General features: G+C 36.4%; 18 protein-coding genes and 1 pseudogene. 10 read left to right on the top strand and 9 right to left on the bottom strand.

The window, feature by feature from the left end; all coding sequences use genetic code 11:
* Positions 1-28 precede the first annotated feature (28 nt).
* The 5 genes and pseudogenes from tcmP to ACYVRH_RS16105 form a co-directional block, all read left to right on the top strand.
* Positions 29-1,042, top strand: a pseudogene (gene tcmP, locus ACYVRH_RS16125) (three-Cys-motif partner protein TcmP); the annotation flags it as partial.
* On the top strand, positions 1,039-1,695 hold the full coding sequence (locus ACYVRH_RS16120) for a DUF5131 family protein (protein WP_461257865.1): 657 nt from the start codon (positions 1,039-1,041) through the stop codon (positions 1,693-1,695). The pseudogene tcmP and the gene ACYVRH_RS16120, both read left to right, overlap by 4 nt.
* Before the next feature lie 113 nt (positions 1,696-1,808).
* Positions 1,809-2,177, top strand: coding sequence for a cell filamentation protein Fic (locus ACYVRH_RS16115; protein WP_461257864.1), 369 nt, complete (start codon positions 1,809-1,811; stop codon positions 2,175-2,177).
* Between the two features lie 219 nt (positions 2,178-2,396).
* Entirely contained in the window at positions 2,397-2,609 is a 213-nt protein-coding gene (locus ACYVRH_RS16110) for a hypothetical protein (RefSeq protein ID WP_461257863.1), read from the top strand.
* Positions 2,610-2,746: 137 nt separating this feature from the next.
* Positions 2,747-3,682 (top strand): DUF1848 domain-containing protein, encoded by a 936-nt coding sequence (locus tag ACYVRH_RS16105; protein WP_461257862.1) that lies wholly within the window; start codon positions 2,747-2,749, stop codon positions 3,680-3,682.
* Between the two features lie 4 nt (positions 3,683-3,686).
* Here ACYVRH_RS16105 and ACYVRH_RS16100 read toward each other — a convergent pair whose 3' ends face one another.
* Positions 3,687-4,364 (bottom strand): flavin reductase, encoded by a 678-nt coding sequence (locus tag ACYVRH_RS16100; RefSeq protein WP_461257861.1) that lies wholly within the window; start codon positions 4,362-4,364, stop codon positions 3,687-3,689.
* Positions 4,365-4,489: 125 nt separating this feature from the next.
* Here ACYVRH_RS16100 and ACYVRH_RS16095 point away from each other — a divergent pair, with 125 nt between their 5' ends.
* From ACYVRH_RS16095 to ACYVRH_RS16075, 5 genes are read left to right on the top strand one after another with little or no spacing between them, the layout of a single operon-like run.
* Positions 4,490-5,287: a transporter substrate-binding domain-containing protein gene (locus tag ACYVRH_RS16095; protein WP_461257860.1), complete on the top strand. Its 798-nt coding sequence runs from the start codon at positions 4,490-4,492 to the stop codon at positions 5,285-5,287.
* Between the two features lie 6 nt (positions 5,288-5,293).
* A complete protein-coding gene (locus ACYVRH_RS16090; RefSeq protein WP_461257859.1) occupies positions 5,294-5,956 on the top strand; it encodes an amino acid ABC transporter permease in 663 nt (220 codons plus the stop codon).
* 9 nt (positions 5,957-5,965) lie between these two features.
* Positions 5,966-6,742 carry an amino acid ABC transporter ATP-binding protein gene (locus ACYVRH_RS16085; protein ID WP_461257858.1) on the top strand — a complete coding sequence of 259 codons (777 nt, stop codon included), beginning with the start codon at positions 5,966-5,968 and terminating at the stop codon, positions 6,740-6,742.
* Between the two features lie 42 nt (positions 6,743-6,784).
* Complete coding sequence (locus ACYVRH_RS16080) at positions 6,785-7,945, top strand: glycosyltransferase (RefSeq protein WP_461257857.1); 1,161 nt, start codon at positions 6,785-6,787, stop codon at positions 7,943-7,945.
* Positions 7,946-8,004: 59 nt separating this feature from the next.
* Positions 8,005-8,184, top strand: coding sequence for a hypothetical protein (locus ACYVRH_RS16075; protein WP_461257856.1), 180 nt, complete (start codon positions 8,005-8,007; stop codon positions 8,182-8,184).
* Positions 8,185-8,193: 9 nt separating this feature from the next.
* On the opposite strand, the gene ACYVRH_RS16070 is transcribed toward ACYVRH_RS16075, so the two are convergent.
* The 8 genes from ACYVRH_RS16070 to ACYVRH_RS16035 form a co-directional block, all read right to left on the bottom strand.
* On the bottom strand, positions 8,194-8,613 hold the full coding sequence (locus ACYVRH_RS16070) for a response regulator (RefSeq protein WP_461257855.1): 420 nt from the start codon (positions 8,611-8,613) through the stop codon (positions 8,194-8,196).
* Between the two features lie 180 nt (positions 8,614-8,793).
* Positions 8,794-9,819, bottom strand: coding sequence for an ABC transporter ATP-binding protein (locus tag ACYVRH_RS16065; RefSeq protein ID WP_461257854.1), 1,026 nt, complete (start codon positions 9,817-9,819; stop codon positions 8,794-8,796).
* A 1-nt stretch (position 9,820) separates the two neighbouring features.
* On the bottom strand, positions 9,821-10,603 hold the full coding sequence (locus ACYVRH_RS16060) for an ABC transporter permease (RefSeq protein ID WP_461257853.1): 783 nt from the start codon (positions 10,601-10,603) through the stop codon (positions 9,821-9,823).
* A gap of 45 nt (positions 10,604-10,648) precedes the next feature.
* Positions 10,649-11,467 (bottom strand): ABC transporter permease, encoded by an 819-nt coding sequence (locus tag ACYVRH_RS16055; RefSeq protein ID WP_461257852.1) that lies wholly within the window; start codon positions 11,465-11,467, stop codon positions 10,649-10,651.
* Between the two features lie 15 nt (positions 11,468-11,482).
* Complete coding sequence (locus ACYVRH_RS16050) at positions 11,483-12,679, bottom strand: serine hydrolase domain-containing protein (protein WP_461257851.1); 1,197 nt, start codon at positions 12,677-12,679, stop codon at positions 11,483-11,485.
* Between the two features lie 77 nt (positions 12,680-12,756).
* Complete coding sequence (locus tag ACYVRH_RS16045; RefSeq protein ID WP_461257850.1) at positions 12,757-13,557, bottom strand: class I SAM-dependent methyltransferase; 801 nt, start codon at positions 13,555-13,557, stop codon at positions 12,757-12,759.
* A gap of 160 nt (positions 13,558-13,717) precedes the next feature.
* Entirely contained in the window at positions 13,718-14,908 is a 1,191-nt protein-coding gene (locus ACYVRH_RS16040; protein WP_461257849.1) for a GGDEF domain-containing protein, read from the bottom strand.
* A gap of 330 nt (positions 14,909-15,238) precedes the next feature.
* Positions 15,239-15,444 (bottom strand): GNAT family N-acetyltransferase (locus ACYVRH_RS16035; protein ID WP_461257848.1); only part of this gene is annotated, 206 nt, incomplete at its 5' end.

The following is a 15,444-nucleotide window of genomic DNA, read 5'->3' as shown; positions in this document are numbered from 1 at the left end:
CTAGTTTTTTTATCAAGTCCTTACGCTTCTTGATATTTATTGCGGAGTTGGTATTTATGACAATGGGAAAATGGGGAGCCCATTATTAACGATAGATACTATTAGAAAGATCAGAACAGAAATGAGTAATGGCGGAAAATCCACAACACCGATTTCTCTATTGGTTAATGACAATGACGCTCAAAAATTGGAAAATGTAAAAGATAAAATAAATTTTCAAGATATTGATAATTTTAATATTGAGTATTATAATAAAGATGCAAATGAAATGTTAGATATTGTTGCGAATCGACTTTTAAAATACCCAAAAGATAACCGTAATTTAATTTTTATTGATCCTTATGGGTATTCAGACATAAATAAAGAAAAAATCATTAATCTATTAAGAAACAATTGTACCGAAATAATATTGTTTCTACCTGTTATGCAAATGTATCAATTCACGGAAACAGCTTTCCTTTATGATGAAAAACCACATTATGAAAATCTTCGTAAATTTATTATATCATTTTTTAATAGTCCAATAGATTTAAACAATGATTCAATATTTACATTTATTCAATCAATAAAGAAATCGCTTTCTATAAATGATACATACTATACATGTTCACATTATATCGAAAGAGGAAAAGGCAGTTATTATGCTATATTTTTTGTTAGTTCAAATATTTATGGATTGGAAAAAATGCTTGAAACAAAGTGGAAACTAGACCCGGGACAAGGTAAAGGATTCAAGCAAAATGAAAATCCAATGCAATTTTCCATGTTTGATGATGAAATAAAAACATTTGATACTTTGCAAAGTATTTCTACACTTGAAAATATAATTTATCAAGAAATAACACAGAAAGGCATGCTAACAAATGTAGAATTATATGAAATAACGTTAAAAAATGAATTTTTACCAAAACACTCAACAATTGTGTTAGATAATTTAATCAAGAAGAAAAAACTACGAAAAATCAATAGCTCAAAAGGATATGGGATAAGTTATGCTAATTATAAAAATAAAATTGTTGTTTCAAAGTTCGAGGTATTATGAAAACCACAAAAATTGAATGGACTGAAGCTACATGGAACCCTTCGATTGGCTGTTCAAAAGTAACGGAAGGCTGCAAAAATTGCTATGCGGAAGTAATGGCAAGAAGATTACAGGCAATGGGAGTGTCTTGTTATGAAGATGGGTTCAAATTTAAAACATTACCTGAAAGATTAACTCAACCTATGAATGTTAAGAAACCAACTAAATTTTTTGTTAATTCAATGAGTGATTTGTTTCATAAAAATATGCCTTTTGAATTTTTAGATAATATATTTGAAGTGGTAGAAAATACTCCACAACACAATTATCAAATATTAACAAAGAGAGAAAATACGCTTCAAAAATATTTTCTTAATAGGACTGTTCCGAAAAATGTATGGTTGGGAGTTACTGTAGAAAATGAACAAACTAAAAACAGAATAGATGTATTAAGAGTTATTCCGGCTGCTATTCGTTTTATATCTATGGAACCTTTGATTAGTGATGTTGGAAAATTAAATTTAAAAGGGATTCATTGGGTAATAGTTGGCGGAGAAAGCGGAGTAAGCGCACGACCTATGAGTCCTGAATGGGCAGTAAACATACAAAATCAATGCTCTAAACAAAATATAGCCTTTTTAAACAATGGGGAACATGGGGAGAAGATGGCATAAAAAGAAATAAAAAAGAAAACGGCAGTTTATTATTAGGTAAACAATGGAAAGAAGAACCAGTGGTTTAACCAGCTATTATATTTAGAGAAATTGCTTAATGAGAAGAATTGCCAATGCCACCTAACCCCCTGCAAATCCGTAACAGCACCGCCGAGTTTCTCATATTCACCAAGCAAGCAGGTGAAAGCGGCATATCCAACGAAAGCTTGATAGAAGTCCGCGTACAAGACGGAACAATCTGGCTCAGCCAAAAACTTATGGCTGCCCTGTTTGACTGCTCCATAGATAACATTTCTTTGCACTTGAAAAATATATTTGCCGAAGGGGAAATGGACGAATTTTCAGTTACCGAGGATTTCTCGGTAACTGCCTCCGATGGCAAAAATTACCATACAAAGCATTACAACCTTGATGCCATAATCGCCGTAGGCTACCGTTATACTCAACCGAGCCCGAAAGGCGAAGGTTCCCCTCTTGATTAACACCAAGCGGGCAACCGCTTTCCGGCAATGAAGATATGGCGATTCTTAAGATATTGTTAGAAAATCACGGCAATCGTCTAAACATACTATTTCACTAGGTATAGTAAAATAGTTTCTAAAATCTATTGACATGTAAAATGTTTTAATTCATACTATTTATTTATAAAGTTTATTAAGGGAGTTTCCCTATTTATAAATAAATTTAAAGGATGGATTATTATGAAAGAGAAAGAAAGAGTAAAAGAGATGGATGGATTAATTGAGATGGAAAGAGCTGAAGAAGCTAAACGTGAACAAGAAATAAATGGAGTTGAGGAAGTTGTTAAAAAAGATGAAGAAAAATATGATGCTAAGATAAATGAACTTGAAAATGAACTATTAGAAGAACAAGATAGAGTAGGAGCTCTTAAAAATACAAGTTCAAAAAAATAATATTTTAAAAACTGGTTGTTTTTATCGCTTCCCTTGCAGTTTTCCCGCCCTAAGGGGCAAAATTTACGTTTCTATTAACAGCGTGAAACTCCTAATGTCAACATCTTTACGTATGTATAGTATAAAATAACCTAATCATGATAATAAGCGCGAGCAGAAGAACTGATATTCCTTCATATTACTCGGAATGGTTTTTTAACCGAATAAAGGAAAAAATTGTTTATATAAGAAATCCTTTTAATATACGCCAAATTAGCGCAATAAATCTTGATTCTGAATTTGTTGATTGTATTGTTTTCTGGAGTAAGAATCCAAAGCCAATGATTGATAATCTTAATTTATTAAAAGATTATAAGTTTTATTTTCAATTTACCCTTACTCCATATGAACCTGATATTGAAGCAAGATTACCGCCTAAACTTGAAATAATTGAAACTTTTAAAAAATTATCTGACATAATTGGCCCGCAAAAAGTTATTTGGCGTTATGATCCGATTTTAATTAATAACAAATATAGTGCCGCATATCATATTGATAAATTTGAAAAATTAGCGGGCGTTCTTAAAGGGTATACGGAAAAAGTAACAATTAGTTTTATTGATTTCTATAAAAAAATAGCGGAAAATATTAAATTGTTAGAGATTACTGAAATATCACCAGAAGAAAAGAATATTATTGCCCAAAATTTTTCTGAAATCGCGAGAAATAATAATTTTTCAATTGATACATGCGCGGAAAATATTGATCTTTCAGGATACGGAATTACTCATGCCCGCTGTATAGACGACAGGTTAATCTCTAAAATAACAGGAAATAATTTACAAATTGAAAAAGACAAAAATCAACGGCTTGAATGCGGTTGCGTAAAAAGTATTGATATAGGCGAATATAATTCATGCTCTAACGGCTGCGTTTATTGTTATGCAAATCATAACAATATTATTGTTAAAAATAATATTAAAAAACATATTCCGTTATCACCGTTATTGCTCGGCGATATTTGTCCTGATGACATTGTAAAGGAACGTAAAATAACAAGTGAAAAAATAATTCAACAGTTTAACTACAATTGAAGCCTTACTTCCCAGCGACAAACATCTTCTTCTCAACCCCGCACATAGGACACTTGTAATCATCGGGAAGCTTTTCAAACTCTTCCTTAGTGCCTTTGTACTCGTATCCGCAGACGCTGCACTTGTACGAGTAAGAGGAAACGGCATCCGCAGCATTGGTTTTCTCTTCTACGTAAGTAGGCGCGTTTTTAGGCGCTTTCCCTTTTATCACTTTATGATAATACTCATAAGTCAGAGACGGGTCACTCGATAAATTTTCGGCTTCCTGAACTTCCGCGATAAAAATCGTGTGGGTATAATTATCTGTAAAGTTGAGCACTTTACATTGAATGTATCCTGTTGCGCCTTCTTTTAAGTACGGCATACCGGAGGGCGTTAGGCCAAAAGGAATTTCAGAAAACTTATCTTTTTCCCTGCTGGTTGAAAAGCCAAAAAGCCCTATCGTGCTTTCCTTTATTTTTTCCGATAGAATCGACACGGAAAATTCGTTTGCTTTTTTTATGCAGGCGTTTGTATAATTATCCTTATTGATGCAGACCGTCAGCGTTACAGGCTTGGATGTCGCCTGAACCACAGTGTTTACAACGCAGCCCGCAAATCCTGTTTGCGATTTTTTTTCATCGTCCTTTGTGCCGATGACATATAAGCCTGAAGACAGCTTAAATAAAGTTGATCTGTCCATGAAATACCTCTTTTTTCATTATAAACTTAAAATTTTTGTATGGCAACATCCGTCAAATTTATCTTGACATTATTAACAAATTACTATAAATTATAAGGAATTCAACAATTTTAAGGGGTAAATAAATGAGAAAGATTGCAGTTGTTTTTTCTGTTTTGGCTATTGTTGCGGTTTTATTTGTCGGCTGTAAAAAAGATTCGGGCAGTATGACGATTAAAAAGGGCGTTTTAATGGTCGGTATGGAGATTGGTTATCCTCCAATGGAATATATGGCGGATGACGGCGTTACTCCAATTGGTTTTGACGTAAGCTTTAGTAAGGCTCTTGCGCAAAAAATGGGGCTTGATGTCCAGTTTGTGGATACGGCATGGGACGGTATTTTTGCCGCAGTTAATACAAAGAAATTTGACTGTATTATCTCCTCGGTAACAATCACTCCTGCGAGGCAGACGGCGCATAATTTCAGCAAGCCTTACATTCAAAATACTCTTGCTATTGTTATGCCGAAAGTTTCAAAATATCAGGTGCGCTCTCCTAATGACCTTGCTGGGCTTGGCGTATCTTATCAGGAAGAAACAACGTCCGACAGTTACATGACGGAGCTTGCGGAAAACGGGTTGATGTTTACTCCTTATGAATATGACAAAGTAATGTACTGTTTTGACGAACTGCGCCTTGGACGCGTGGATGCCATTATGACCGATCTTCTGGTCGCTTATGAATATGTGGCGCGTTCTGATTTCTTTGAAATTGTCTGGCAGGGCGGAGAAGAAGAGTTCGGCGTTTGCATGAGGAAGGGAAACGACGCTTTAACCCAGGCGATAGACAAGGCTCTGGATGAACTTTTTAATGACGGAACCATGCTGAAAATATCAAAAGACATTTTTAATGGAATGGATCTTGTTTCACCGGTACGGCGATAAAGGTTAATGGAAACTTTTAGAACTATTGTTGTTTCATGGACGCCCCAGCTTCTAAGAGGCGCGAGAGTAACTATCGCGCTGACGGTATCGGCTGTCAGCGCCGGGTTAATTCTCAGCCTCTTTTTGGCATTGGGGAAAATGTCAAAGAATATAGTAATAAACAAAATTTGCAGCGCATATGTGTTCTTTTTCAGGGGGACGCCGCTTTTAATGCAGCTTTATTTTGTTTATTACGCTCTTCCTATGATTCTTCCGGCACTGACAATTAACAGCCGCTTTCTTGCGGCATTTATCGCCTACTCGCTCAACGCCGGCGCTTACTGCGCGGAAATAATCAGGGCGGCGATTCAAAGCATTGATAAAGGGCAATTTGAAGCTTCCCGCGCCCTGGGATTATCTTACGCGCAAACAATGCGCCTTGTAATCATCCCCCAGTCCATCCGCAGGTTAATTCCCCCGGTCGGCAATGAATTTATCATGATGTTAAAAGACGCGTCTTTAGTTTCCATGATTGCGTTAGTTGACATTACAAAGGCTACAAGGAATATCGAAGGCTCAACAAGATCGGCTCTTGTATACATTCCCGCCATGATCCTGTATCTGATCATTACGGCGGTATTCTCTTATGTTTTCCGCAAAGCGGAAAATAAATATTCGGTATATGAGTGAGTTTCCATTATGTCAATGATTAAAACCGTAGAAATAAGCAAAACTTTTCATGGCAGCAACGGGCGCGGGCCTCTTGAGGTGTTAAAAAATGTTTCACTAACGGTTGAACAAAGCGAAGTTGTGTGCATAATCGGACCTTCCGGCGCTGGTAAATCGACGTATCTTCGCACCCTTAACCGGCTTGAAACTATTGACGAAGGGCAAATATTTATCGAAGACAATTTGCTTTTTGACTGCCATAACGGGGTCAACAGCGTAAAAATGCACAATGACGAGCGGAATAAAATTCTTTTAGAAGTGGGAATGGTTTTTCAGCGTTTTAATCTTTTCCCGCACAGAACCGCTTTGGAAAATGTGATGCTAGCTCCTCACAATGTCCGCAAATTGCCTCTCTCTCAGGCGCGGGCAAAATCCGAGCAAATACTTGAGCGGGTTGGTTTAAGCGATAAAATTAACGCGTACCCTTCGCAGCTTTCAGGCGGCCAACAGCAGCGAGTCGCGATTGCCCGCGCTCTTGCCATGGAGCCGCGTATTATGCTCTTTGACGAACCGACATCCGCCCTTGATCCTGAGCTTGTCGGCGAAGTGCTTGCCGTAATGAAACAGCTTGCAGCAGGCGGCATGACAATGCTTGTTGTTTCCCACGAAATGGGCTTTGCGCGTGAAGTGGCCAATAGGGTAGTGTTCATGTTTGAAGGCTCCATACTGGAAGTCGGCACTCCCGAGCATTTATTTACCAATCCCTCAAACGACCGTACAAGGCAATTTTTACAAAGCGTTTTGTAATTCATTCTTGCCTGAAATATTAATATAGTTTATAATAATAGCGTGAATATAGCTCTTTTTAGCGATTGTTATACTCCTCAAGTTAACGGGGTAGTTACGGTTGTCAGGACGCTTAAGACGGAATTGGAAAAACAAGGGCATAATGTCTATGTGTTTACAGTCCACAATCCTGACGCGGCTGAAGAAAAAAATGTTTATCGAACAAGCTCGTCAATTCAATTTAAAAATGAACCGCAGCATCGTATAGGTTTTTTTATCGCGGAGCAGATGATAAAACAAGTCCGCTCCCTTAACATTGACATTATTCACGCGCATACTGAATTCAGCCTGTATCTTGCATCCCGTATTGTAAGCCGAAAACTTAAAATCCCTTCGATTCATACCATGCACACTTTTTATAAGGATTACTTAAATTACACGCCGTTCCTTTTGGAGCTTTATTTTAGAAAAAATTTGGGCGCTTATTTTCGCCAAATTTTACGCAGTCAAAAATGCATAATAGCGCCTTCAAGAAAAATAAAAAATTTTCTTGAAGAAATAAAACTGCCTATGCCTATACATATAGTTCCAAATGGAATTGATCTTTCGCTTTTTTATGAACATTCAGACAGCATTAACAAGGATTCAATTAATTTTCGCAAGACGCATAATGTTTCAGATGATAATGAATTGATTGTCTTTGTAGGGCGGTTGGGAAGTGAAAAGAATGTTGTAACGCTAATTGAAAATTTTAAGGAGCTTCATTCGCGCAGAAATAAAGTTAAATTGATGCTTGTAGGCGATGGTCCCGATAAAAAATCATTGCAGGAAATGTGTTATGAAATGGGTCTTGCGAATTCCGTCGTGTTTACCGGGTATCTTCGCTGGCCTGATGAAATACGCCAGGTTTACACTGCTGCTGATATTTTTATGAGCGCCTCTCACAGCGAAGTTCACCCTATTACATTTATTGAGGCGATGGCTGCGGGGCTTCCAGTTGTCGCCGCCGCCGATCCAAGCATTGAAGGAATGGTTGTAAACGGCGATAACGGCTGGGCTGTGGAAAATGATAAGATGATGTGGGAGAAGGCCATTGATATTTTATCGGATAAGGATAAAAAAGCGAAAATGGGGCATCGATCCGAAGAAATATCAAGAACTTATTCGGTTGATAATTTTATCAGAAGAATGATTGACGTTTATGAAGAATACCGGAAACGATAATTGACAAATACTGTTATATTTTGTAAAATAATTCCATTCAATAAAATTATGGGGTAATTATGGATTTTGAAAAATTAAAAGAAAAAATTGATTCTACTGAGATTGTAGAAGAATTGGTTATTTTATCAGAGAAAGTTTTTAATAAAAGCAATGATGACGCGAAAAAAGTTATTGAAATGTTTATTGCAAAGTCATATTTATTGGGGAAGAAAAATATGATAAAAACAATTAATGACTAACAAGCCTTATTATATGCCGTACTTCTGTTTTTTCAGTTCGGCTTTCTTTAATGAATCGCTTATTCTGTTTAGTAAAATTGCTTGCTCACAAGGTTTTTTAATGTAATCAAATGCTCCAAGCTCATACGCCTTTTCTTTTGCGCTCTCCTCCTCTAATGACGTATAAAACATTATTGGAGTGAATTTTAAAGCCGCAATATCACTAATTCTATCGAATACTATCCAGCCGTCCATCACTGGCATTAAAATATCAAGCATTATTAAATCTGGAATTATTTGGCTTTTATTTAAAAATTCTAACGCTTCTTCACCTGATTTTATTAAAAATACATCGTATTCATCTTTTAATGATAGTTCAGTGATGGAAAGATGTATCTCGTCATCATCAACTAAGAGGATTTTTTTACGCGAATTAATGTCGTTAGTCATTTTATAACTCCTAAATTAAAGCCTTAATATACATATAATTTACAGAATTATTATCATTTTGTCAATATAATTGTAATTTTGTTTTATGCTATATATATGTATAGTTAAAAACCCGAAAAATTTAATTTTTTGATATAATTTTTTATTAAAATATTTAAATATTATTAAAATTACAACGTTTTAGGAAAATTTTAAAGAATTATTGGATTTATCTTGTATTTTACTTATATCATTATAAATCTGCGTAATTATCTCCTCCATTGGCAGTTCTTTTACCGCAATGTCTGAAAGTGCAAATTTACTTGATAAAAATTTGATAAAGTCGCCAATTGCAATTTTAGAAACGTCAACTTCCAGAGTTATTTCCAGCGGCGATTTTTGTTCAAGTACTCTTACGCTTTCGGGAAGCGCAGCCTCAATGTCAAACGGCTGTTCCAGAGTAAGCTCTACAATTTTTTTCTCTCCAAGATTTAGTTGCAATTTTTGTAAAGAGTCATCAAAGACCTTTTTCCCGTGATTTATAACGATTATCTTGTCGGCAAGTTGTTTTACGTCTTCCAAATCGTGGGTGGTAAGGATAAAAGTCGTGCCTGTCTTGTTCATGTTTAAAATAAACTCTCGTATTTTCGCCTTCGCTATAACGTCAAGCCCGATTGTAGGCTCGTCTAAAAAGACAATTTTCGGCTTGTGGAGCATTGCCATTATAAATTCACACTTCATGCGCTCGCCGAGAGACAACACTCTTGTCGGTTTGTGCATAACTTCTATAACTTCAAACATTTCAGCTAACTCATCAAGACGGGATTTATAATCCGCCTGCGTTATCCCGTAAATGGCGCGGTTCATGTTAAAACTGTCAATCGGCGGAATGTCCCAAATTAACTGCGAACGTTGTCCGAATACGGCGCCGATTTCCCGCACATACTTTTTACGTTCCTTGCTTGGCGAGTATCCCATAACGTCAATTTCCCCTGAAGTAGGGTAGAGCGCCCCGCAGAGCATTTTTATCGTGGTGGATTTGCCCGCCCCGTTTGGACCTAACATTCCGCAGATAGCGCCTTCTTTAACTGTAAACGTAATATCGTCAACAGCATTAATAATTACTTTTTCACGCTTAAAGAAACTTTGCAAAGTTTCCTTCATGCCGCTTCCTCGCTTGAAAGTGGTATAAGTTTTAACAAGATTAGTAACTTTTATTATACTCATATCAGCCGCCGACTCCTTCGTATTCTTTGATCATACATTGATACAGCCATATCCCGAAGCATAAGAACAATACGCACGGAATAACAGCGATTAACGCAAACGGCTCAAGCCGTCCCAATAACGCGCTTGCCGGAAAAAACCCAATCATGCCTACAGGGATAATAAATGACGCAAGCGTTTTTATCGTCCGTGGAAAAATCGACAGCGGATATTTCCCAAATCCCAGTATGCTGTCTAAAATGTCGGGTAAGCGTGAATTTCCCACCCATTTGAATGATGTCGCCGCCATAATCATTTGAAACCCGCTCATTACGGCAAATCCCCCTGCGAATAACAGTAAAAATTGACCGATAGCGGCAAGAGAAACAAAACCCGTATGCGCTATCGCTATGCCGAACATTACGCCTCCTCCGATTATCAATCCGATGCTTCCAGTGTCAAAATTGGTCGCAATTAAAAAGAAAAGCGGGTTCATTGGGCGCAAAAGGACAACTTCAAAACTGCCTTCCCGTATGTATTGCATTGTTGACCATAACACATTATTGAATATGACGCATGCAAGCCCCATCGACAAAGTAAAAATTGATTGTATTAATAACACTTCGTAAAAACTCCAGCCGGGAAAACTTGCGCCCGAATTGTAAATAAGTATTGTTGTTAAGGGAAATAACAAGTTATAACACAACGAAATTAACATTGAAAGCACAAAATTAAGCCTGTAGCTTAACGCCCTAGACATTGCCGTTGTTATACAAGTTTTATAAATACTTAAAAATCTTTTCATTCCTAATTCCTCATTACTCATTGTTAATTGCTAATTGCTAATTACCTACGCTCCTACCGCCGTGAACTTTTTCATTGCCAAACTGTACAAAAACTCGGATACAAGGAAAAGGCATAAAAGCGCTAAAGCCTGTATTCCCACTATCGCAGGAATTGATAATTCAATGTCACCTAACGTATATTTCCCGATAAACGCCATTGCAGGAACATAAGACGTGTACTGAAATGGCAGAAAAAATTGAATAATTTGCAACGGTTTTGGGAAAAAAGTAAGCGGAATAAACGCGCCTGAAAACACTCCCGAAAGAATATTGTAAAAATGGCGTAACCCCTGTGAATCAACAATCCAAAACGACGCTATGCCGATGATGTAACTTACATAAAAGAAAATAAAATAAGCAATAAGTATCGAAAGCGCAGTCCATGGTATGCTGGACGGCATCATATCAACTTTGAAAAGGAAAATAAATATTACGGAGCAGGGTAGCGCTTCTAAAAGAGTGCCAAGCACCCGGTGTCCTATTTTTTGAGAGAGGGCGAAAAAGGGGTGATGAATCGGGCGGAGAGCGAATGTTAAAAATTTGCCCGTGCGTATTAACATTGACAAATTCCAGTCAGCGGAATCCCATGTCATGTAACCAATCAGCGTCATTATGCCAAAGTAGCGGATCATCTGCAAATACTCGATTCCTCTTATTACTCCTTCGCCGCCGTAAACGGCAGTCCAAGTAAAGTACTGCACGATAAAGTAAACAGGACCTACAAAGATCGATATCATCATGTGAGAACGATAAACTAAATACTCTTTAATGGTGGCAAACGCTATTGATTTGCACACATCGAGTTTTTGCTTGAATTTGTTCACTTAACGTTCCTTATTCTATATCAATCCCGACCAAATAATATTTTGCACGTTGTAAAGCGCCCGTGAGAACCAGCCTTCTTTCGCGAATGGGACAATCCACGCCGCGACAAGTTCTTCTTTGGGATCAATGTACAGGGAACACGCTCCCGAACCTTCATGCATGAAAGTGCCTTGGGAGAATGTAAAAGCGGGACCGTTTCGCATATCAAAACCTACGCCGTAGTACCGCTCTTTTTCCTTTGCGTTCCAAGTGTAATTCGGAAGAGCACTGGCAATGTTTGTCATTTTTTCCATAGCTTTTCTGCCGAGTATACGCACGCCGTTTAAGGTACCGCCAAAAAGCGCCATGTTTCCAAAACGGCTTAAATCGTAAACTGTCGAATTCAAACCGCCTCCGGTATCGGGAATTTTGAGCTTTTCCCCAATCCATTGAGGCTCATAAGTTCCATTTATCGTGTTGTTTACATGTTTTTCAAGCTCTTCATCTGAAACGATATACCGCTTTGCCATTTCCACTGTTATGTCAAAAGAAGTGTCCTTCATGCCCAATGGTTTGCAAATATTGTCCTCAATAAATTTGTGAGCTGACATTCCGGTTATTTTTTCGATAACCGCTCCAAGAACGGTAAAACCAAAACTGCAATATGCCCACTCGGTATCGGGTTTTACTCTAAAGCCGTTGCCAATTGTGCTTAAAGCGGCTGTTAGCCAGTCAAAATCTTTTTTCTTGGCAGGCTTGCAAAGATTGTATGCGTCTTCTATCAATTTCCAGTAATTGCTCTGGTATTTGTTTTCAAAACAGCCGCCGTCCGCATGCAAACCGGAAGTGTGGGTTAAAAGTTGAAACAGCGTAACGCTGTTATAAGATGGCGTATTGAACTGCGGCAGAATTTCGCCTACAGGAACATCAAGCCGCGTATAGCCGTCTTCGACCAGTTTCATTATCGCTACCGCCGTGAATACTTTGGTAATAGAGGCTACATATCTGGTAGAATCAGGCTGAACCGGAGTATTATCGTCCTTTCGGAATGACTTTTTCCCCACTCCGCCATGAGCGAAAACCTTGCCTTTTCGGGATATGCAGTAGGTAGCGCATTGTATCTCGCCGTCATCAATGACGCGCTGCAAGTGGCTGTTCAGCACGTCAAGCCGTTTTTCATTATAGCCAACATCGCTTGGCTTACAATCTGTTTTTCCCTGTGTGTATAGCATTTTATTACTCCTTAATAGGAGTTTAACAAATTTCAATATTTAATAATGAACATTTTTAATCATTTTTTACTATACTATTATTTCTTTTTACAATATAACATATAATTTAACGGGAACTTTTTCATGTTCTTTGGCGGGTCCGCATTGTTTGGCGTTTTTAAGTTATACTCTTTAATTTCTTCTATTTCCAAACCATTACTAAAAATCGAATTTAATATGTCGGAAAATTTATGCATATACCAACAACATTCTTTGGCCTCATAATTTGTTTGTCCGACATAATCCAACCCGCTTTTATAGGAATAAGGGCCTTTTTCAAAATATGAAATAAAATCATCTAATGTGATTTCTTTGCCATAATCATCTATTTGTTCAAAGAAATAAGCAAATGGGTGTATTTCATATATCAATAATTCTCCATTTTGCTTTAGTAAGTTTGAAATTATTTTAAAATAATCAGCCAATGAAGAAAACCATTGTAAAGAACCTTCTGAAATATAAATAAAATCAATAGAATTATTTAATGAATCATCTATATCTAAAATATTCGTCCTAAAGAATTCCACGTTCAATTTTGATATTGACGCTAATTCTTTTGCTTCTGAAATTGCAACATCGGAAATATCAAAGCCAATTCCCTTTTTTGCGCCGAATTTTACAAGTGATAATAATTCATGCCCGTTAATACATGGTAATTGCGCTATTACTTTATCCTGTAAATTTATTTCCTTTACTTTTTCGATTAGAAATTCTCTGTTAAAAGCGGTAAAATTAGGATCCTTAAATCCTTCCTGAAGAGAATTATTCCTTGCTTTTTGATGATAACCTAACGCTTCGTTCCATGCTTCACGGTTCTTTTCAATTATTTCATTGTGCATAAATTCCTCTTAATATTTATTCAATTTATATTTAATTACAATAATTATATTTTGTAAAGCTCTTTCGATCCATATCTCAAAAAGATTACGAAAAATGTTTCAGAGGGAGCCAAGCCGCCGTAATGCAACAAAGTGTAAACATTCCTGTTGCCGTTCTCCTTTACCATGTTGTTACCATATTTCTGCCATATTCTTTTGCCTTATATAACGCCTTATCCGCATCATCAAGTAATTGTGTTTGAGAATTATGATCATCAGGAATTATGTTTGCCATGCCTATGCTTACGGTTATATATTTTGATATTTCGCTCTTTGGGTGGGGTATTTCCATGTTTTCAATTTTTTGAACTAAATTTTTTGCTACATTTAGCGCGTCTTCTTTTTCAAGAAATGGAAGAAGGCAAACAAACTCCTCGCCGCCAAATCTGGCTACAAAATCAGAATCTCTTTTTATTTGATCTTTCAAGCATTTTGCAATGGCAACAAGAGCCTTATCGCCTTCCAAATGACCCATAGAATCATTATATTTTTTAAAGTAATCAACGTCTATCATTAATACGTTTACAGGCGTAATTAAACGCCGACTTATCGTCCATATCGTATCCATATATTCTAAAAATGAGCGTCGGTTATTGAGCTTTGTAAGTTCGTCCGTCATTGATAGAGCTATTAATTTTTCATTTAATGCGCTAATTCTGAATATATTGATAAATGTTTTAACCTTGTAATTATAATAAAGTATTCTGATTATTAAGGCAATTAAAAAGATATTGAGGACGAATATTTGAAGTCCGCCAAATGAGTGGTTTTCGTATGCGAACAAACCGATTAATGCAAAATACCATAACACCAAAAAACTTATAAATATTTTAGGCTTAAAATCAGGCACAAATGTATACAAAAAAGCAGAAGTAAAGAAAACTTGCAGAACTAGAAAAACATCAACAACGGTATATACCGATAAAAGAAAATATAATGATAAGAAAAAATGTAATAATATAAATAAATAGCATATAAACCATAGCATAGGATGTTTTTCTTTTTTTGAAAAATAACCTGTCAATAGGCAAAATAATAACATTATGGAAAGGTGGCACAAGTCTGTGAAGAATAATTTACTCCATAGTATTTGGCTGATTTCATCTGCTCGGTTAGTTAATAAAAGTAAATTCAATGTATTAAAAATAATTCCAATAGCGCCTAATATTTTAAGGCTATGCAGATTATTTTTCATTTGCATTTGGTCGAATTGTTCTTTCATTTCTGACGGGACAACCGCAAGTACTTTTTTTAACCGTATTTGTTTCAGTTTATCAACAAGAGAATAAATACCTCCAAAAAATATTTTCAATTTCAAATCCATTTCTACCAATAACAATCCCCCGTTAATTTTTATTGACTGATCCTAATTATTACGGAGAAAACATATTAAAATATATTACCCTTTGGGGTTATTGAGGGGTGATTTTGGGGTTATTTGGCGAATATCCGCTAAAAAGAACAGTAATGGCGGTCATACAAAACAGTCCAAAAGTTGTAGAATTGCCTACTTCATTGACGAACGGAGCAAGATTGCGTCTGTGCTTGTACGGACATGATCAAGCGAATAAGGAACCATCGAACCGAAGGTTCACAACCAGTGAAGCGTAAACAGACCCATTATATGCAGTTGCGCCTTACTTTATAATTCAATTTTCATTCTTATTTCATTTTCATTGAATTTTTCTTCTGATTTTGTTTTTCCATCAATTTTAAACCCCATTTTTTCATAAAATTGTATTGAATTTATATTTTTTTCAAAAACCCATACTACAATTTCTTTTTTCCCATTATCTTTTGCTTCTTTTATACAATATTTTACCAATTGTGCTCCTATGTGTTGTTTTT

Source organism: Treponema sp. R80B11-R83G3, from assembly GCF_054786115.1.
The sequence above is the reverse complement of the archived record's forward strand: the minus strand, read 5'-3'. Positions and strand labels throughout refer to the sequence as shown.

Excerpts from the sequence above, each read along its gene's own strand:
- ACYVRH_RS16120 (WP_461257865.1), top strand. The coding sequence starts at position 1,039 with ATGAAAACCACAAAAATTGAATGGACTGAAGCTACATGGAACCCTTCG.
- ACYVRH_RS16115 (WP_461257864.1), top strand. The coding sequence starts at position 1,809 with ATGCCACCTAACCCCCTGCAAATCCGTAACAGCACCGCCGAGTTTCTC.
- ACYVRH_RS16110 (WP_461257863.1), top strand. The coding sequence starts at position 2,397 with ATGAAAGAGAAAGAAAGAGTAAAAGAGATGGATGGATTAATTGAGATG.
- ACYVRH_RS16105 (WP_461257862.1), top strand. The coding sequence starts at position 2,747 with ATGATAATAAGCGCGAGCAGAAGAACTGATATTCCTTCATATTACTCG.
- ACYVRH_RS16100 (WP_461257861.1), bottom strand. The coding sequence starts at position 4,364 with ATGGACAGATCAACTTTATTTAAGCTGTCTTCAGGCTTATATGTCATC.
- ACYVRH_RS16095 (WP_461257860.1), top strand. The coding sequence starts at position 4,490 with ATGAGAAAGATTGCAGTTGTTTTTTCTGTTTTGGCTATTGTTGCGGTT.
- ACYVRH_RS16090 (WP_461257859.1), top strand. The coding sequence starts at position 5,294 with ATGGAAACTTTTAGAACTATTGTTGTTTCATGGACGCCCCAGCTTCTA.
- ACYVRH_RS16085 (WP_461257858.1), top strand. The coding sequence starts at position 5,966 with ATGTCAATGATTAAAACCGTAGAAATAAGCAAAACTTTTCATGGCAGC.
- ACYVRH_RS16075 (WP_461257856.1), top strand. The coding sequence starts at position 8,005 with ATGGATTTTGAAAAATTAAAAGAAAAAATTGATTCTACTGAGATTGTA.
- ACYVRH_RS16070 (WP_461257855.1), bottom strand. The coding sequence starts at position 8,613 with ATGACTAACGACATTAATTCGCGTAAAAAAATCCTCTTAGTTGATGAT.
- ACYVRH_RS16065 (WP_461257854.1), bottom strand. The coding sequence starts at position 9,819 with ATGAGTATAATAAAAGTTACTAATCTTGTTAAAACTTATACCACTTTC.
- ACYVRH_RS16060 (WP_461257853.1), bottom strand. The coding sequence starts at position 10,603 with ATGAAAAGATTTTTAAGTATTTATAAAACTTGTATAACAACGGCAATG.
- ACYVRH_RS16050 (WP_461257851.1), bottom strand. The coding sequence starts at position 12,679 with ATGCTATACACACAGGGAAAAACAGATTGTAAGCCAAGCGATGTTGGC.
- ACYVRH_RS16045 (WP_461257850.1), bottom strand. The coding sequence starts at position 13,557 with ATGCACAATGAAATAATTGAAAAGAACCGTGAAGCATGGAACGAAGCG.